The 16,607-nt window shown below is 63.6% G+C and carries 19 protein-coding genes; 16 read left to right on the forward strand and 3 right to left on the reverse strand.

Annotation, left to right across the window (positions count from 1 at the left end; genetic code table 11):
- Nucleotides 1-11: 11 nt before the first annotated feature.
- Nucleotides 12-1,142 carry an IS630 family transposase gene (locus tag AXW67_RS29140; protein ID WP_063675747.1) on the reverse strand — a complete coding sequence of 377 codons (1,131 nt, stop codon included), beginning with the start codon at nt 1,140-1,142 and terminating at the stop codon, nt 12-14.
- Between the two features lie 38 nt (nt 1,143-1,180).
- On the opposite strand from AXW67_RS29140, the gene AXW67_RS29145 reads away from it, so the two are divergent.
- Together AXW67_RS29145 and AXW67_RS29150 are read left to right on the forward strand one after the other, a co-directional pair.
- Entirely contained in the window at nt 1,181-1,462 is a 282-nt protein-coding gene (locus tag AXW67_RS29145) for a LexA family protein (protein ID WP_063675745.1), read from the forward strand.
- Nucleotides 1,463-1,499: 37 nt separating this feature from the next.
- On the forward strand, nt 1,500-2,120 hold the full coding sequence (locus AXW67_RS29150; protein ID WP_063680677.1) for a VOC family protein: 621 nt from the start codon (nt 1,500-1,502) through the stop codon (nt 2,118-2,120).
- A gap of 24 nt (nt 2,121-2,144) precedes the next feature.
- Here AXW67_RS29150 and AXW67_RS29155 read toward each other — a convergent pair whose 3' ends face one another.
- Complete coding sequence (locus tag AXW67_RS29155) at nt 2,145-3,005, reverse strand: LysR family transcriptional regulator (protein ID WP_063680957.1); 861 nt, start codon at nt 3,003-3,005, stop codon at nt 2,145-2,147.
- A gap of 122 nt (nt 3,006-3,127) precedes the next feature.
- Between AXW67_RS29155 and AXW67_RS29160 the strand changes: the two genes are divergently transcribed.
- The 4 genes from AXW67_RS29160 to AXW67_RS29175 all read left to right on the forward strand — a co-directional run bounded on the left by AXW67_RS29160 (nt 3,128) and on the right by AXW67_RS29175 (nt 5,010).
- Nucleotides 3,128-3,532 carry a tautomerase family protein gene (locus AXW67_RS29160; RefSeq protein WP_063680958.1) on the forward strand — a complete coding sequence of 135 codons (405 nt, stop codon included), beginning with the start codon at nt 3,128-3,130 and terminating at the stop codon, nt 3,530-3,532.
- Entirely contained in the window at nt 3,529-3,849 is a 321-nt protein-coding gene (locus AXW67_RS29165) for a hypothetical protein (protein ID WP_063680678.1), read from the forward strand. Before AXW67_RS29160 ends, AXW67_RS29165 begins: the two co-directional genes overlap by 4 nt.
- 139 nt (nt 3,850-3,988) lie before the next feature.
- Complete coding sequence (locus tag AXW67_RS29170) at nt 3,989-4,402, forward strand: hypothetical protein (RefSeq protein ID WP_063680679.1); 414 nt, start codon at nt 3,989-3,991, stop codon at nt 4,400-4,402.
- 164 nt (nt 4,403-4,566) lie between these two features.
- The gene (locus AXW67_RS29175; RefSeq protein ID WP_063680680.1) at nt 4,567-5,010 is read left to right on the forward strand and encodes an SRPBCC family protein; all 444 of its coding nucleotides are present in this window, start codon (nt 4,567-4,569) and stop codon (nt 5,008-5,010) included.
- Between the two features lie 226 nt (nt 5,011-5,236).
- Here AXW67_RS29175 and AXW67_RS29180 read toward each other — a convergent pair whose 3' ends face one another.
- Complete coding sequence (locus AXW67_RS29180; protein WP_063680681.1) at nt 5,237-6,568, reverse strand: Hsp70 family protein; 1,332 nt, start codon at nt 6,566-6,568, stop codon at nt 5,237-5,239.
- A gap of 375 nt (nt 6,569-6,943) precedes the next feature.
- Between AXW67_RS29180 and AXW67_RS43350 the strand changes: the two genes are divergently transcribed.
- From AXW67_RS43350 to AXW67_RS29225, 10 genes are all read left to right on the forward strand, one after another.
- On the forward strand, nt 6,944-7,081 hold the full coding sequence (locus AXW67_RS43350) for a hypothetical protein (RefSeq protein WP_198024658.1): 138 nt from the start codon (nt 6,944-6,946) through the stop codon (nt 7,079-7,081).
- 248 nt (nt 7,082-7,329) lie between these two features.
- A complete protein-coding gene (gene oxlT / locus AXW67_RS29185; protein ID WP_063680682.1) occupies nt 7,330-8,616 on the forward strand; it encodes an oxalate/formate MFS antiporter in 1,287 nt (428 codons plus the stop codon).
- 262 nt (nt 8,617-8,878) lie between these two features.
- Nucleotides 8,879-10,201, forward strand: coding sequence for an oxalate/formate MFS antiporter (gene oxlT, locus AXW67_RS29190; protein WP_063680683.1), 1,323 nt, complete (start codon nt 8,879-8,881; stop codon nt 10,199-10,201).
- 189 nt (nt 10,202-10,390) lie between these two features.
- Nucleotides 10,391-10,816, forward strand: a complete 426-nt coding sequence (locus AXW67_RS29195) for a CBS domain-containing protein (RefSeq protein WP_063680684.1) — start codon at nt 10,391-10,393, stop codon at nt 10,814-10,816.
- Nucleotides 10,817-10,926: 110 nt separating this feature from the next.
- Nucleotides 10,927-11,946, forward strand: coding sequence for a 2-dehydropantoate 2-reductase (locus AXW67_RS29200; RefSeq protein ID WP_063680685.1), 1,020 nt, complete (start codon nt 10,927-10,929; stop codon nt 11,944-11,946).
- Nucleotides 11,946-12,731 carry a fumarylacetoacetate hydrolase family protein gene (locus AXW67_RS29205; protein ID WP_082908093.1) on the forward strand — a complete coding sequence of 262 codons (786 nt, stop codon included), beginning with the start codon at nt 11,946-11,948 and terminating at the stop codon, nt 12,729-12,731. The genes AXW67_RS29200 and AXW67_RS29205 overlap by 1 nt, the downstream gene beginning before the upstream one ends.
- 396 nt (nt 12,732-13,127) lie before the next feature.
- Nucleotides 13,128-14,534 (forward strand): hypothetical protein, encoded by a 1,407-nt coding sequence (locus AXW67_RS29210; RefSeq protein WP_063680686.1) that lies wholly within the window; start codon nt 13,128-13,130, stop codon nt 14,532-14,534.
- 98 nt (nt 14,535-14,632) lie between these two features.
- Nucleotides 14,633-15,346, forward strand: a complete 714-nt coding sequence (locus AXW67_RS29215) for a hypothetical protein (RefSeq protein ID WP_063680687.1) — start codon at nt 14,633-14,635, stop codon at nt 15,344-15,346.
- A 167-nt stretch (nt 15,347-15,513) separates the two neighbouring features.
- Nucleotides 15,514-15,717 carry a hypothetical protein gene (locus AXW67_RS29220; RefSeq protein ID WP_035683840.1) on the forward strand — a complete coding sequence of 68 codons (204 nt, stop codon included), beginning with the start codon at nt 15,514-15,516 and terminating at the stop codon, nt 15,715-15,717.
- A 117-nt stretch (nt 15,718-15,834) separates the two neighbouring features.
- A complete protein-coding gene (locus AXW67_RS29225) occupies nt 15,835-16,428 on the forward strand; it encodes a hypothetical protein (RefSeq protein WP_430648738.1) in 594 nt (197 codons plus the stop codon).
- Nucleotides 16,429-16,607: the final 179 nt, after the last annotated feature.

Genomic DNA, 16,607 nt, shown 5'->3' on the forward strand with positions numbered 1-16,607 from the left:
CTAGTGGTTCATCACAGTGGTTTTGACTCTTTGGCGGCAACTGGATAGGCGCGACCGAGTTTGGCGCGGGCTTTGTCGGTTGTGAACATCCATTTGATGCGGTCTCGCGCCTTGTTTCGCTGCCGTTGCCATGCTGCGATTTCTTTTCGAAGCCTTTTGGGATCGTCGATGCGACGGCCGAGACACTGGCGCTGCAGCACGCTGATCTCGCACTCGACCATATTGAGCCAGCTGGCGTGTTTCGGGGTGTAGTGGAACTCGAGGCGGCGCAGGATGCGACGGGCCTCGGCAGGCGCAAATGCCTGATATAGCGCGCCGGCCGTATGAATCGACAGATTGTCCTGCACCACACGGATGCAGGCGGCATTGGGATAGTGGACGTCGACGAGTTCGCGCATGCAGTGCGCGTAGTCGACCGCGGCGCGGTGGTCTGTAACCTTGACATTGCGCCAGCCGCGATGCGGATCGAAGGTGACGAAGAGATTGACGGTACCGTTGCGGCGATATTCGTAATCGTAGCGCTCGCGCTGTCCCGGTTGGGCAGGGATCGGCTGGCGTACCTCGCCGATCAGCTGGACTGGGGTCTCGTCGAAGCAAACCAGGGGCCGCTCGGGATCCGGCGCCTCGGCGTAGAGATCGAGCACATCCTCCATCCGGGCGACGTATTCGCCGTCGACATGAGGAATGCACCACATATCCCGGCGCCACGGCTTGAGGTCGTTGTCGGCCAGCCGGCGGCGCACGGTCTCGCCCGACAGGCTGGCGTGATCGGTGAGCTTGACCATCGCGTCGGCCAGCAATGTCAGCGTCCAGCGTTTGCGGCCGGCGGGCGGCTTGGCGCATGCCGTCGCCACCAGCAGGGCCTCTTCCTTGCCTGTCAGCTTGCGTTCCGCGCCCGGACGCGGCTCCTCACTCAAGGCCCGCTCCAGATTGCCTTCTACGAAACGGCGTTTGGTCCGGCCGACGGTGGAAAGGCTGACCCGGACGGTTCGGGCAATCTCCGCGTCGCAGCTGCCTGAATCGGCCGCCAGCACAATCTGAGCCCGTTTGAGTTTGCGGGCGGAATGCGTGCCGCCGCCGAGCATTGCCGTCAGTTCGTCCCGCTCGGCTTGGCTCAATTCGACCCGATAACGTACATTCATGCTTCGCCTCCTTGTCGGAGGCCGGGACGAATCCAGCTATGAGTCAAAAATCAGGCGCGCACTTCACCGAGAAGCAGGGACACTATCTCGCTTTCATCCATACCTACTCGTACATGTTCGGACAGCCGCCCGCCGAGGCCGACATCCAGCGGCATTTCCGCGTCAGCCCGCCGTCAGTCCACCAGATGATCCTCACCCTCGAACGCAACGGGTTCATTCGTCGCCAGCCCGGCGTCGCTCGAAGCATCGAGATCCTCTTGCCACCCGAAAAGTTGCCTATCCTCGGATGGCTCGGTATCAAAACGTCAAAATCACTGTGATGAACCACTAGATTGTGACAAACAACAGGAGTGGCACATGAGCGATCCCGGTAGTCGCAAGGAACCTGCAACGCGGAGCACGAACACGCAGGGCGTGGACATGAAGCTCGAGGTGGCAGTGCTTCCCGTTTCCGACGTCGATCGCGCAAAACGCTTCTACAGCGAGCTCGGCTGGCGGCTCGACGCCGATTTCACCAGGGCGGATGGCTCGCGCGCGGTGCAGCTCACACCGCCGGGCTCGCCGGCCTCGATCCAGCTCAACTCCGCACCGCTATACTATCTCGTCGTATCCGACATCGAGGCGGCACGCGCCGAGCTCAAGGCGCGTGGCGTCGACGTCAGCGAAGTCTTTCATCGCGGCGCGAAAGGCCGCATCAGAGGTCCGGATCCGGAACGGCCGAGCTACGGCTCGCTCGCGACCTTCAGCGATCCCGATGGAAATGCCTGGCTGGTCCAGCAGGTCACGAAGCGGTTGCCTGGACGCGTGGACGGCGACACGACCTTTGCGTCGTCACGCGACCTTGCGAGCGCGCTCCGCCGCGCGGCGGCCGCCCATGGCGAGCATGAGAAACGGACCGGCAAGCACGATGACAACTGGCCGGACTGGTATGCCGACTACATCGTCCGCGAGCAGGCCGGACAGGACCTGCCCGAGTGAGCCGCGTCGCCGCGTGATCCTTCGTCACGCAAACTGCTCGATCAATAGCCGCCGCACGTCGCCCACGACCCTCGCCTCGTTTGGCCGCGGCGGCAGGATGGAGAACTCCGCCTCGCCCATCTGCGGCAGATCCTCCTGCGCGTAGCGCTGCGCGCCGGCGGGGACAGCCGAGGCGTTGAGACAGGTCACGCCGAGCCCGGCCGCGAGCGCCATGTGCAGGCCGGCCACGCCGGAAGCATTGAGCACGACGTCGAACTTGACCTTGTGCCTGTTCAGCGCTCGCACGATCGCTTTCTGCATCGAGCAGGTGTCGGGCAGGACGACCAGCGGCAGCCTTGCCGTCTTGGCCTTGGCGAAGGATTCGTGCGCGATCCAGATCAGCGGCTCGCGAGCGATCAGGATTTTGCCGTCGCTGCCTGCGCGTCCCTGCCGCTTGCCGTCGACGAGCCGCATCGAGATGCCGATGTCGAAATCCTCCGGATCCTCCTCGATCAGCGCGCTCTTGCGCACGGACACGTGGAGGCGCAGCCGCGGATAGCGCGCGCGGATCCGCGCCAGCACCTCGACGATCTCAGCGGGACGAAAATAGTCGGTGATTGCGAGCCGCAGCTCGCCGGCGATCTCGACGCCCTGGACGTCCTGATAGGCGATCTCGGACAGGCCGATGAGCTGGCGCGCATGCGCGAGCAACCGTTCGCCTGCGGGCGTCGGACTGACGCCGGCCTTGGCGCGCACAAGCAGCACGCGGCCGCACGTCTCCTCCAGCTTGTGCATCTGCTCGCTCAGCGCCGATTGCGAGCGGTGCAGCCGGCGCGATGCCGCGGTGAGGCTACCGGCGTCGCAGATGACGACGAAAGCATGCAGCAAATCGAGGTCGAGGCGCATGGTCGGTCTCGTCGAATGATCCATCGGATAGGCCGATGGATCATATCACATCTTCCGGCTTTTCCGATAGATTGCGCCGCCCTACCCTGGCCATGTCATCCAACAGCTATTCGGAGACCTCCATGCCCGGCATCCAGCTCACCATTCCGGGACACGCCGACCAGGCGCTGAACCGTCGCCTCGCCGCGGAACTGACCGCGCTCGCCTGCGCCGTGCTGCGCAAGAAGCCGGAGCGGACCATGGTCATGATCCGCAACATCCCGCACGAGCAGTGGTTCATTCACGCCAAGTCGCTCGCCGACCACGGCAAGAATTCGTTCCGCCTCGAGGTGACCATTACCGAGGACACCAACACCAAGGACGAGAAGACGCTCTACCAGAAGCGGGCCTTCGACCTCTTGTCCGAACTGATCGGCAATTTGCATCCGCACTCGAACGTGCACATCATCGATTGCAAGGCATCGTCCTACGGCTATGGCGGCCTCACCCAGGAGCATCGCTATCACGTGCAGGATGCGGCGGCATGATCGTGGCGATCGTGTCGTTCGACCTGCCGCCGCAGACCTCGCGCGAGGATGCCGTCGCGCTCTACAACAAGACGGCCCCGAACTGGCTCGCCAATCCCGACCTGGTCGAGAAGTATTACTTCTTCGATGCGGAGCGATCACTCGGCGGCGGCGTCTACATCTGGCGATCGCGCGAGGCCGCCGAGCGCTGGCATGGCGAGGATTACCGCAAGATGATCCGGTCGCGCTACGGATCGGACCCGCGCATCGACAATTTCGACGCGCTCCTCCATGTCGACCCGCGTCACGCGACGCTGACGCAGCTCGTGGCGGAATGAGGCCTGCATCGCGTGAATTTGATTCAATTGAGTCCATTGCCGTCAGAGAAGCGTTTCCCGTCGTCAACAAGCATCTTGACGGATTTAGCCGTCCTTAATGACTGGCGCTCGAAGGTGCTGACAAAACGGGAGCACGAGCATGCGTCTCTTGGTCTTCGGATTGGTCGCCGCCGCCGTCGTAGGTTTTGGTGCCTACGACCAGTACGACAAGAAGGCGAATTATCAGCGCGTCAATGCGCATATCAGCACCGTGACCGATCAGTGCTATCTGGAGAAGGTCGAGCGCGGCGTTCTCTCCAAGACGACCTCGACCTCCGACCTCGTTCGCTGCGATCTGGCCGCGATCCTGACGCGTGACCACCCGAAGTGGCAGGGGTATGAGATCAAGCACAAGATCGAAATCCAGTTCGCCTACATTTCTCCGGTCGACGGTGCGACGCATATGTCGAGCCTGAGGATGTCCGCCTTCCCCAATGGCCAGCCCTTGCGCATGGGGGACGTGCTTCAGGTTCTTGCGTCCAAGACCAAGGCGGACAAGACGCGCGCGGCCTGATCGGCGGAACGCTCGTCGTTCCACAGGCCTCCAGTCAGCTCTCCATAAAGGAGGGCAAAAAATCCGAGACGTCGTGTCGGACTGGCAACACCTCGTTCGTCCTCGGGGCATGATCGGGTAATCGACGTCAACGTCGGCCCATCAATGCAAGAGGATGAACGATTATGCCCAGCACTGTACGCCTGCACCGCGTTTTGGCGACCAGCCCGGAGAAGATCTATCGCGCCTTCCTCGAGGCGGATGCGCTGGCGAAGTGGCTTCCGCCCAATGGCTTTGCCTGCACCGTCCATCACCTCGAGCCCAAGGTCGGGGGCACATTCAGAATGTCCTTCCGGAACTTCACGACGGGCAACGGCCACGCGTTCGGCGGCGAATATCTCGAGCTCGTTCCGGGCGAACGGCTGCGCTACACCGACAAGTTCGACGACCCCAACCTGCCCGGCGAAATTCAGGTGACCGTGACGCTGAAGAAAGTCTCTGTCGGCACCGAGCTGAACGTCACACAGGAGGGCATTCCGGACGTCATTCCGCCTGAGGCTTGCTATCTCGGCTGGCAGGAGTCGCTGCGGAACCTGGCAAGGCTCGTCGAGCCTGAGATCAATCAGTAGCGTCCCAGGCGGAGCCAGCGCCTCGTCCTTCGAGACCGCTCCGCGGTCTCTTCAGGATGAGGCTAAGCGGCATCAGCGCCCGTCGAAACTGCGGCCACCGCACTCCGTCCTCATCCTGAGAGCCCGCCAAAGGCAGGCGTCTCGAAGGATGGCCGCAGAAGCGGTCTTCAAATCCGAAAGCCCTGTCCGCAATCGGGGCGAGCAATCGAGTCTGGTCTCATTGCGCTTACGCGCCTGCCCTCGATTTGACCCCGCCGGCTGCAGCCCAGCGGTCCGGGTCCGGACTGTGTCCGATCAGCGCGAGGCCGTAGGCGATCGATTCGAACTGGTCTCCCGACATCAGCCGTTCGTTGCCGAAGCGATCGGCGAACAGCCGCCGGACGGCGGGCACGAACGAGGTCCCGCCGGTCAGGAACACCTTTTCCACCTCGCGGGCGGTGATGCCCGCTTCGCCCAGCACCTTGTCGACGGTGGCCCCTAACCGAGCGATATCGTCGGCAATCCAGGCGTCGAAGTTCTTCCGTGTGATGGTCGAACCAATGTCGACCCCGCCGCCCTTGAAGCGGAAGTCCACCTGATCCTGCGCCGACAGCGCGACCTTGGCGTCGGACACCGCACGGTATAGCGAAAAGCCGAGGTCGAGATCGACGATGGTGATGAAATCCTCAAGCAGAGCCGGCTTCAGCGCGGTGCGTGAAAGCTCCCGCAGCTCGCGCAGATCGCCGTTGCTCTTCATCATCGCGAGCTGATGCCAGCGCGCGAGGTTGGTGTAGTGGCTGTTGGGAACCGGCAGCACCTTGTCGAACGAGCGGAAGCTGGAGCCCTTGCCCAACCGCGGCGAGACGACGTGGTCGACGATGCGGTAATCGAACGTGTCGCCCGCGATGCCGATGCCGGCATGGCCGAGCGGCTCGGCGCGCAAGGTGCCGCCTGCGCGCGAGAACCGCATCACCGAGAAATCGCTGGTGCCGCCGCCGAAATCCGCAACCAATACGGTGGCATCGCGCTCCAGCCGGCGGGCAAAGGAGAACGCCGCTCCCACCGGCTCATAGACATAGCGCGCGTGGCCGGCGCCAAGGCGTTCGAACGCGGCCCGATAGCGCTGCATCGCCAGCGCCTCGTCCGGATTGCCGCCGGCGAAGCGCACGGGACGGCCGACCGTGATGTTGGCCGTCTCGAAGCCGAACCTGTCTCCGCCATGGCGCGCCAGCGTCCGCAGGAACGCCGCGAGAATATCCTCGAACTTGTAGCGCTGCCGGAACACCTGGGTGGAATTGAAGCTGCTGCTCGCAGCGAAGGTCTTGAACGACTGGAGGAAGCGGTAGATGTGGCGTCCTTCGAGAAACTGCTCGATCGCCCACGGGCCACCTTCAGCCTGAGCGCCGGCTCCTGGCCGGTCCTCCCAGAAGCACAGGGCCGACACGTAGACGCTGTGCCGCTGTCCGCCATAATCGAAGCGAATGGCCTCGACCCGGCGGTCGTCCGACGCGAGCGCGATGACCGTATTGCTAGTTCCAAAATCGATGCCGATCGAGACGGCGGACGAGGCGCTCGACATGAACCACTCTGACAGTTGGTGGGAAAAAGGGGGCAGACCACTAGCGGCTTTGAATTACCCTGCCAAGACCCCGGTCCATTGCCGTCCGATCGGAACCCGCACCCACGGCGATGCCGGTTCACTTCAAGCGGCCCCCCCCTGCTTCCACGCCTTTCTGCGGCGGTGGACGGCATTTTGTAGCCCGAACACCCTTCATTTCGACAGCTTTCAGCAGCTTTATGCCCGAAATGGCCCTGTTAACGCATGATTATGCTGCAATGCGGGAGAGCACATGCTGCCATGCAATGGCATGCATGGACACTGGCATCTGGTATACATAGATTATCCCTTGAAATGAGACAGCAATGTTGGCTGTCTCCGAGAAAGGGAATTCCGATGTCCAAGTCCGCTTCCGTCGCCCTCCAGCCTTCCTCTTCGCTGCTCGCCCGCCTCATCGCCACCCTCGATCGCCTCCTGATGGCGAGCGCCGAGATCTCGAATCGCAACGGCGACCTGCCGCGCTTCGGCCTGTAAGCATTCGCTTTTCCCGCAATTCGGGAAGCGGCGCCGGTTTCAGACCCGTCAACATGCTACTTTTGATGAATGGCCCCGCACGACGGGGCCATCTCTATTTGTGCAGTCCCTGAGTCACTGCCGCGGGCCAGGAAAGTCCTGCGGCATTTGCGCACGGTGACCGGACCAGCGCTTGAACCTTGGCATAATGAATACAAGAATGCCGCTCCAGCGCTCGCATAAAAAATAGAGGCGCCACGGGAGGCTTTATGACGGACATGGTGCAGGCAACGGCCCCTACAGCCGCGCGCGTCAGCGATACGTATCGCTGGGCGCAATTGGCGATTGGTGTAGCGGCCATGGTGATGATCGCCAACTATCAATACGGCTGGACGTTCTTCGTCCCCGACATCCAGAAGACGTTCGGCTGGGATCGCGCCTCGATCCAGTGGGCCTTCACGCTGTTCGTCCTGTTCGAGACCTGGCTCGTGCCGATCGAAGGATGGTTCGTCGACAAATACGGCCCGCGCATCGTCGTGCTCGTCGGCGGCGTGCTCTGCGCGATCGGCTGGGTGATCAACGCCAAGGCCACCACGCTCAACGGCTACTATCTTGGCATGATCATCGCGGGCATCGGCGCCGGCGGCGTCTACGGCACCTGCGTCGGCAACGCGCTGAAATGGTTTCCCGACAAGCGCGGTCTTGCCGCCGGCATCACGGCGGCGGGCTTCGGTGCGGGCTCCGCGCTGACCGTTGCGCCGATCCAGGCCATGATCAAGGATAGCGGCTTCCAGTCCACCTTCCTCTATTTCGGCCTCGGCCAGGGCATCATCATCTGCATCCTCGCCTTTTTCCTGCTTGCGCCGAAGCCGGGCCAGGTGCCGAACGTGGTGGCGAATGCCGCGCTGGCGCAGAGCCGGCGCAACTACCAGCCGACCGAAGTTTTGCGTCAGCCGATCTTCTGGCTGATGTATTTCATGTTCGTGATCGTCGGCGCCGGCGGCTTGATGGTGACGGCGAACCTGAAGCCCATCGCGGTCGACTGGAAGGTCGACAGCGTCCCGGTCACGCTGATCGGCATGACCATGACGGCGGTGACGTTCGCTGCGACCATCGACCGCGTGCTCAACGGCCTGACGCGTCCGTTCTTCGGCTGGATCTCCGACATGATCGGGCGCGAGAACACGATGTTCATCGCCTTCGGCATGGAGGGCATCGGCATCTGGATGCTCTACCTCTGGGGCCACGACCCGGTCTGGTTCGTGATACTATCGGGCTTCGTGTTCTTCGCCTGGGGTGAGATCTACTCATTGTTCCCCTCGACCTGCACCGACACGTTCGGCGCGAAGTTCGCGACCACCAATGCCGGCCTGCTCTACACCGCAAAGGGCACCGCCGCACTTCTTGTTCCCGTGGCCAATTATGTGCAGCAGACCTCGGGCCATTGGGACAACGTGTTCATCATCGCGGCCGGCGCCAACATCCTGGCCTCCCTGCTGGCGATCCTGGTGCTGAAACCCTGGCGCAGGACGGTGGTCGCGCAATCGTCGGCATGATCCGTCTTTAGCCAGCCTTCGCGCGAAGCGCCCGGCCCGAGCGGCCGGGCGCTTTCGTTTTGGCCGAATACCATCCGATTCCACAAATCCGAAGGGAACCGCGCACTTTCTTTGCAGGCGGGCGCAGAATAGGGCTTGCATTCTGGGATATGGTATACCAAGCTGCGCGCCGCGCTTGCGACGATAAGCCACAATATTTGCGACATCAGGTCATCTTGGCAGCCTGCGTCGCCACCAGACAGGCGCTTTTGGGAGGTTGTTGATGATTTCCAGCACCGAGGGCGCCGTCACTGCTGCGCCCCTTCGTACCGGTTTCCGTTGGCTCCAGCTCGTCATGGGCATCGTCTGCATGGCGATGATCGCCAACCTGCAATATGGCTGGACGCTGTTCGTCGATCCGATCGACGCGGTCCACCATTGGGGACGGGCGGCGATCCAGCTCGCCTTCACCATCTTCGTCGTCACCGAGACCTGGCTCGTGCCGATCGAGGCGTGGTTCGTCGACAAATACGGCCCGCGCATCGTCATCATGTTCGGCGGCGTGATGATCGCGCTCTCCTGGGTTCTCAATTCCTACGCTGACTCGCTCACCGTGCTCTACGCGGCCGCGGTCGTCGGCGGTATGGGCGCGGGCGCGGTGTACGGCACCTGCGTCGGCAACGCACTGAAATGGTTTCCCGACCGCCGCGGCCTTGCCGCCGGCGCGACCGCCGCGGGCTTCGGCGCCGGCGCCGCGCTCACCGTGGTGCCGATCGCGAGCATGATCGTATCCAGCGGCTATCAGAACGCGTTCTTCACCTTCGGCATCGGTCAGGGCCTGATCGTCTTCGTGCTCGCCTTCTTCATCCAGCCGCCGCGGATTTCGATCCCGCCGAAGAAGAAGCAGCTCAACCTGCCGCAGACCAAGATCGACTTCACCCCGCCGCAGGTGCTGCGCGCCCCTATTTTCTGGGTGATGTATCTCGTCTTCGTCATGGTCGCCTCCGGCGGCCTGATGACCGCGGCGCAGATCGCCCCGATCGCGCACGACTTCAAGATCGCCAACACGCCGGTGACGCTCGCCGGCTTCCAGATGGCAGCGCTGACGTTCGCGATCTCGCTCGACCGCATCTTCGACGGCTTCGGACGCCCGTTCTTCGGCTTTGTCTCCGACACGATCGGCCGCGAGCACACCATGTTCATCGCCTTCGGCACCGCGGCGCTGATGCTGCTGACGCTATCGGCCTACGGTCACATCCCGGTGGTGTTCGTGCTGGCGACCGCCGTTTACTTCGGCGTGTTCGGAGAAATCTACTCGCTATTCCCCGCAACCTGCGGCGACACCTTTGGCTCGAAGTTCGCAACCACCAACAACGGCATGCTCTACACCGCCAAGGGCACCGCCTCGCTGCTGGTGCCGCTCGCAAGCGTGATCTCGGCGACCTACGGCTGGAAGGCCGTGTTCGTGGTCGCGGTGGCCCTGAACGCCACGGCCGCGCTGATGGCGCTGTTCGTAATCAAGCCGCTGCGTCGCTCCTTCATCCTCGGCAAGGAGGCCGAGAGTGCGAGCACTGCGACCGGCAACGCCAAGACCGAGACGGCGTAGCGGCCACACCTCTTGTGATCGGTCGGAAAGGGGCGCAGCATTGCGCCCCTTTTCTTTTTGGCCTGCATCGGCCGCGAGAAACGTCAGTATCGCTGCCGCAAGATTTTTCGGATCAGCCAAATCCAGCGCTTGACGATTGGCATAATGTATACCAGAATTTCACCCAGACGTTCACCCAGGGAGGTCGCAATGTTGGTCGGAAATATTCTGCGCAAGAAGACGTCGCGCGTTGTCACGGTGCGAATGAACGAAACGGTGGGTATCGCCGCCAAGCTGATGCGCGCCAACAACATCAGCGCGCTGGTGGTCAAGGACGTCGTCCGCTCCGAGGGCAACACCGCGGTCGGCATGTTCACCGAGCGCGACGTGGTGCGTGCCGTCGCCGAGCACGGCGCCAATGCCATCAACATCAAGGTCTCGCAGCTCGTATCGGTGCAGCAACTCGTCTCCTGCACGTCGACCGACACGATCGAGCACATCCGTCACCTGATGAACCGGCATCACATCCGCCACCTGCCGGTGATCGACGAGTACAGCCTGATCGCGGTCGTCAGCATGCGCGACATCGCGGCCGCCGTCGACGAAGCCACCAGTTCCACCCCGCAAGCGGCTTAAGGCAGCCGCACCATTCCCCTGCGACTTCCGGCCCCGGCTCGGACCTGTCCGAGCCGGACCGGGCCTTGTCGTGCCCAAAAAACCCGTTCCTGCTCCCCCGCGAGGATTTCATGAAGATCTGCATCTACGGCGCCGGCGCGATCGGCGGATATCTCGGTGTTCAGCTCGCGCGCGCAGGCGCCGATGTCAGCCTGGTCGCGCGCGGCGCTCATCTCGCTGCGATGCGCGAGCGCGGCCTGAGGCTGCTCGCCGGCGGAGAGGAGCACGTCGTCCATCCGCGCTGCACCGACAACGCCGCTGAGCTCGGCGTGCAGGACTACGTCATCATCACGCTGAAGGCGCATTCGATCACCGGCGTGATCGAGAAGATGCAGCCGCTGCTTGGACCGCACACCCGCATCATCACCGCGGTCAACGGCATCCCGTATTGGTACTTCTACAAGCACGGCGGGAGTTACGAGAACTCGATGCTGGAGAGCATCGACGCCGGCGGGCGGCAGTGGCGCGAGCTCGGGCCCGAGCGCGCCATCGGCTGCATCGTCTATCCCGCGACCGAGATCGAGGCACCCGGCGTGATCCGCCACGTCTACGGCAACAATTTTCCGCTCGGCGAACCCTCCGGCGAGATCACCTCCGACGTGCAGCGTCTCGCCGACCTCTTCGTCAAGGCCGGCATGAAGGCGCCGGTGCTCGACAACATCCGGGACGAGATCTGGCTGAAGCTTTGGGGCAATGTCTGCTTCAATCCGATCAGCGCCCTCACCCATGCAACCCTTGACGTGATCTGCACCGACCCCGCCACCCGTGCGCTGTCGCGCGCGATCATGCTGGAGGCGCAGACCATTGCCGAGACCTTTGGCGTCAAATTCCGCGTCGACGTCGAGCGGCGCATCGAGGGCGCTCGCAAGGTCGGCGCGCACAAGACCTCGATGCTGCAGGACCTCGAGCGCGGCCGCCCGATGGAGATCGATCCGCTCGTCACCGTAGTCCAGGAGATGGGCCGCCTGACCGGCATCGCCACGCCCGCGCTCGACTCGGTGCTGGCGATGGTCACCCAACGCGCCCGCATCGCCGGCCTCTATGACGGCGTCTCGGTGCCGGCCGATCCGCGCGCACTCGCGGTGGCGTGATGGCTGACGAGATGACCAAATGGCTCCGCTTCCGCCATGGCGGGGCAACCTCCTTCGGTACGCTGACGCCGTCAGGCATCAGCGTTCATGACGGCGAGATGTTCGGCCGCAACGCAGCCAGCGGCAGGACGCTGTCGCTGTCCGAGGTCGAACTGCTCGCGCCTTGCGCGCCCAGCAAGATCGTCGCGCTCTGGAATAACTTTCACGCGCTCGCGGCCAAGCTCAACCAACCCGAGCCGCCGGAGCCGCTCTATCTCTTGAAGGCCACGACCAGCATCACCGCGCCCGGCGCGGTGATCCGCCGTCCCTCCTATTACGACGGCAAGACGACCTATGAGGGCGAGCTCGGCATCGTCATCGGCAAGACCTGCGCCCGCATCTCGCCGGCCGAGGCCGACGCCTTCATCTTCGGCTACACCTGCGTCAACGACATCACCGCCAACGACATCCTGACGAGCGACCCCACCTTCGCCCAGTGGGCGCGGGCCAAGGGCATCGACGATTACGGCCCGTTCGGTCCGATGATCGCGACCGGCCTCGATCCCGCAAAGCTCATGGTGCGCACCATCCTCAATGGTGCGGAGCGGCAGAATTATCCGATCTCCGACATGATCTTCAGCGCGCAGGAGCTGGTCAGCAGGATCTCGCACGACATGACCCTGCTCCCTGGCGACCTCATTGCCGTCGGCACCTCCGTCGGCGTCGGCGTGATGAAGGAGCAGGTCAATACGGTGACCGTCGCCATCGACGGCATCGGCGAGCTGACGAACGAGTTTCGGCTGTAACGTATTTCTTGCGCGCCATCCCCTTCCCGTCATTCCGGGGCGCGACGAAGTCGCGAGCTATGATGCGCAATTGCGCATCTGAGAATCCATAACCACGACCGCGGATTGGGGCAGACATCGCGCGGCGCCGATCTCGCTCCGCAACCTCTGTCTGTGGCTATGGATTCCGGGCTCGGCGCTGCGCGCCGCCCCGGAATCACGACTGAGACTTGATGACGGGCGCCGAACAATTCAGGAAAACCCGGCAATCTCCAAAGGCGGTGCACCGATCGGTCGCTCTCGGCCGACTGTGGATCGCGCCTGCCGGAAACATCCCGCAAGCCGCGCACCCCTTGATCTCGGTTCCGCTCTCCAATAGCAACTACAGCGTTACTGGCGCCGCGTGAGGAATTCACGATGTGGCTGTTTTTCCTGCTTGCCTGGTTCACCCTGTTGGCCGTTATCGCGGTCTTCGCCCAGCAGGCGCTCGGTTACGACGTCGTCCACCTGCCGGCCATGTTCGCGGGCCTTCCCATACCGCAGCGCATCACGACTGGCGCGATCCTCGCCGGGGCGCTGGCGCTGATCGGCACATCGGCTTTCCGGATTTCGCGCCAGGACCGGCGTCTCCAGACGCTGCGCGACCGCCTCAAGAAGACGCGCGAGGACGTCGTCGCCGCCCACGCGCTCCAGAACCACCTCGACGCCACTGTCCAGCACCTGATCGAGAGCGATCCAAGGGAGGCGGTTTCCGCGCTGCACGGCAAGTTGGGGGAGACCGAGCAGCGGGCCCAGCTCCAGCAGGGCCGCAACGAATCCGCCGACATGCACGACCAGCTCGCCGAAATCCGCCGCCGCCAGCAGGGGCTGCGCGAGATGGTCGGCAAGGTCGCCGACCAGCGGCGTGCCGTCGAGCCGGTCTTCACCGAGATCCGCGACCGCCAGAACCAGCTCGAACGAGCCCTGCTCGATCTCGAGACTGACGACCGCAAGAACAACCTCGCCGACCGACTGAAGGACATCGAGCGCGACGTATCAAAGCTTCTGTCGCGGGTGAACTCGGTCCAGGACACGTTTGCGAGCTTAAACCAATTCAAGGAGGGCCTGGCGAAATCCCATGCCGAGCTCGCGCCGCTGCGCGCGCCCGAGACCGGCATCAACGCGCTGATCAGCGAGCTGAGCCTCAGCTACGACAGCCTCGCCAAGACCATCGACGAGCTCGAGACCAGCGGCGAGGCCCCACTCAGCGCGCGCGTCGAAACGCTCTCGAAGGATAAGCTCGAGGTCGAGCAGCGCATTGCCCGCATCGACGACAGCTTCAACATCCTCAAGGCGATCCGGCTCGATTTCGAGGAGCTCGGCCAGCGCCGGGCTCAGCTCGAACGCTCGCTGGCGGAGGTCGAAACCGATTCTGACGGCAAGAACCTCGCCGAACGTCAGAACGCGCTGAACGACTTCGTCATCAGGTCGCGTCAGCGCCTCGGCGCGTTGCAGCAGACCTTGGCGACGCTGAACGTCTTCAAGGCCGAGTTGACGAAGTCGCAGGCCGACCTCGTCCCGCTGAACGCTCCCGTCTTCGGTATCGAGGCCATGATCGCCGATGTCGGGGCCACCCACGACCTCCTCGCCAAGACGATCGGCGAGATCGAGGCCAATGGCGGCGTGCCGCTCGCATCGCGCGTGGAGGCGCTCTCTCAGAGCAAGCGCGAGGTCGAGGACCGGCTCGCCCGCATCTTCGACAACTTCAACGCACTCGATGGCCTGCGCAAGGACATCGGCGGCATCTTCACGACGATCAGGAACAGCCTGAACCGGATCGGATGAGGCGAGGTTCTCGCACGCCTCAAGCTCGAACCGGGATCGATATGCGGACGACCAACGTACGCACATTGAGTAACCTGGCTGATCTCGTTTCCCCACCCATGCGCTTCATCCTCGGATTCCTCTCCGCCCTCCTCGGCATGCTCGCCGGCTGGTCCGCGCTTGCAGCGCTGGTGGTCATGCTGGCCGGGCCGGACCGCGATGGCGGCATCGCCATGGGCGCCTTCTTCAACATCGGCCCGGTCGGCGGCGTCACCGGCTTGATCGCCGGCATCTGGCTGTTCATGCGCTTCGGCCTCATCCGAAACGCTGCGCCCCCCGCTGCGGAGGCCCCCGACGCTGCGCCTCACCCCAAGACGCGCCTGTCCATTCCCTTTGCCGTCACGGTTCTGCTCATCGCAGCAAGTCTCGCCTGGTGGGGCTGGTACGAATTCATCCGCTCGCCCAATCTCACGCACGGCTTCATGACGCTCGAGCTGCAGTTCCGGCTTCCCGCTGGCATGACCCTGCCGGACAACAGGGAGGACGTGCAGATCGAGGTCGAGGAAGCGCGGGGATATGCGACCGCCATGTTGCCGGCGAACTGGCGCGCGCATGATGGCGACCGTGCAGCGATCATCGCCACGGCGTCGTTGATGTACAAGACGCGCCACCGGGTCGTCAGCCTGACGCTCCCGGGCACTCCAACGCAAACCTGGCCGATCGATCTTCCTTCCGATCCGGATCCAACGCCCGGCTATTCACCCTGGCGCATTGCGAGCGAGCCATCGCCCGCGAAGATCGAGATGCATTTCCGCCTGACTGCCGACCGCTAGCTGCGGCGCGGTGGTGCAATGGCGGCAAATATCACACACTTTCCGCACGCCCGACATATGCCGCCAACTTGTCCCGCAGGCGCCGCACTGTGGACGCATTCCGACGCCCATCTGTGAGGTGGGTCTGGGGGCACGGCACTGCTGTGTTTGGACTAACCTTCAGGGGAATGACTGTGAAGAAGATTGTATTTGTCGTGGGCGCAACGCTTGCCCTGGTGACGGCCGCGAGCGCCGCGGATCTGCCGCGCCGGCAGCCCGTGCCCGTCTATCCGGCGGGACCGGCTCCGATCGGCAAGATGCCGATTGGCAAGAGCCCGATTGGCAAGGCCCCGATCGGCAAGGCGCCCGGCCCGGTCGTCTCGCGCTACTGACGCGCCGCATTCCAACGCTCAATCTGAGTGAACGGCCGACAGTCGAAGGGGCTGAACGTGACGAACAGATCTTATCAATCGGGATCCTGCCTGGTCGCGGGGTTCGCCCTTGCGGCCATGATCTCGTGCACGACGCCATCGGCTTCGGCCCACGAAGCGAGCAAGCGCATCGCCGATGCGAATGCGCTTGTCTCGAACGACGGCGGATCACGACCCGCGCCGCAATCGACGAGACGGCCTGTCGCGCGAGCGGAGAAAGGCCCCTACTACGTCGACTTCCGCGCCCGTACTGCGGCGAGCTGGGGCCACGCCTTCGTCTGGTACGGCAAAACCAGCGAGCGCGCCGTCGAGGTCGCGGGCCTCACGCCGGCCGGTGACACGCTCGCCTACGTGATCGGGCATCTGACCTGGGTGCCGTCCGAAACCGGCGCGAGCTACGGCGATCTCGATCCGGAATATCTGACCGCGAGCTACCGCGTCTATCTCAACGAGGCCGACGCCAAGCGCGTCTTCGCCTATATCAAGCAGTTGCAGGCAAACTCACCGGTCTGGAATGCCGAGACGACCAACTGCACCGGCTTCATCGGCGACATCGCCGAGTTCATGGGACTGAAGGTCCCGTATCGCTGGCAGCGCCCAGAAAACTTCGTCAACCGCCTCAAGGAAATGAACGGCGGCCGGCAGATGGTACGACTTTCGCCTGAGCAGTAGCTTTCGGACGCCTACGCCGCCCGGGGCAACACCGGCACCCACACTCGTCATTGCGTGCGTAGCGAAGCAATCCAGAATCTCTCCGCGGTGGCAGCCTGGATTGCCTTGCTGCGCTCGCAATGACGACGTCGACGCAGCGACTGAGAACGGGGAAACGGTAGCGCACGTCACACGCATCC

The organism is Bradyrhizobium neotropicale (assembly GCF_001641695.1).
In the GTDB taxonomy this organism is placed as follows: domain Bacteria; phylum Pseudomonadota; class Alphaproteobacteria; order Rhizobiales; family Xanthobacteraceae; genus Bradyrhizobium; species Bradyrhizobium neotropicale.

Coding starts and splice junctions, on each gene's coding strand:
- AXW67_RS29175 (WP_063680680.1), top strand. CDS start 4,567: ATGCCCAGCACTGTACGCCTGCACCGCGTTTTGGCGACCAGCCCGGAG.
- oxlT (WP_063680682.1), top strand. CDS start 7,330: ATGACGGACATGGTGCAGGCAACGGCCCCTACAGCCGCGCGCGTCAGC.
- AXW67_RS29155 (WP_063680957.1), bottom strand. CDS start 3,005: ATGCGCCTCGACCTCGATTTGCTGCATGCTTTCGTCGTCATCTGCGAC.
- AXW67_RS29160 (WP_063680958.1), top strand. CDS start 3,128: ATGCCCGGCATCCAGCTCACCATTCCGGGACACGCCGACCAGGCGCTG.
- AXW67_RS29140 (WP_063675747.1), bottom strand. CDS start 1,142: ATGAATGTACGTTATCGGGTCGAATTGAGCCAAGCCGAGCGGGACGAA.
- AXW67_RS29180 (WP_063680681.1), bottom strand. CDS start 6,568: ATGTCGAGCGCCTCGTCCGCCGTCTCGATCGGCATCGATTTTGGAACT.
- AXW67_RS29215 (WP_063680687.1), top strand. CDS start 14,633: ATGCGCTTCATCCTCGGATTCCTCTCCGCCCTCCTCGGCATGCTCGCC.
- AXW67_RS29210 (WP_063680686.1), top strand. CDS start 13,128: ATGTGGCTGTTTTTCCTGCTTGCCTGGTTCACCCTGTTGGCCGTTATC.
- AXW67_RS29225 (WP_430648738.1), top strand. CDS start 15,835: ATGATCTCGTGCACGACGCCATCGGCTTCGGCCCACGAAGCGAGCAAG.
- AXW67_RS29205 (WP_082908093.1), top strand. CDS start 11,946: ATGGCTGACGAGATGACCAAATGGCTCCGCTTCCGCCATGGCGGGGCA.
- AXW67_RS29145 (WP_063675745.1), top strand. CDS start 1,181: ATGAGTCAAAAATCAGGCGCGCACTTCACCGAGAAGCAGGGACACTAT.
- AXW67_RS29220 (WP_035683840.1), top strand. CDS start 15,514: ATGACTGTGAAGAAGATTGTATTTGTCGTGGGCGCAACGCTTGCCCTG.
- AXW67_RS29170 (WP_063680679.1), top strand. CDS start 3,989: ATGCGTCTCTTGGTCTTCGGATTGGTCGCCGCCGCCGTCGTAGGTTTT.
- AXW67_RS43350 (WP_198024658.1), top strand. CDS start 6,944: ATGTCCAAGTCCGCTTCCGTCGCCCTCCAGCCTTCCTCTTCGCTGCTC.
- AXW67_RS29150 (WP_063680677.1), top strand. CDS start 1,500: ATGAGCGATCCCGGTAGTCGCAAGGAACCTGCAACGCGGAGCACGAAC.
- AXW67_RS29195 (WP_063680684.1), top strand. CDS start 10,391: ATGTTGGTCGGAAATATTCTGCGCAAGAAGACGTCGCGCGTTGTCACG.
- oxlT (WP_063680683.1), top strand. CDS start 8,879: ATGATTTCCAGCACCGAGGGCGCCGTCACTGCTGCGCCCCTTCGTACC.
- AXW67_RS29165 (WP_063680678.1), top strand. CDS start 3,529: ATGATCGTGGCGATCGTGTCGTTCGACCTGCCGCCGCAGACCTCGCGC.
- AXW67_RS29200 (WP_063680685.1), top strand. CDS start 10,927: ATGAAGATCTGCATCTACGGCGCCGGCGCGATCGGCGGATATCTCGGT.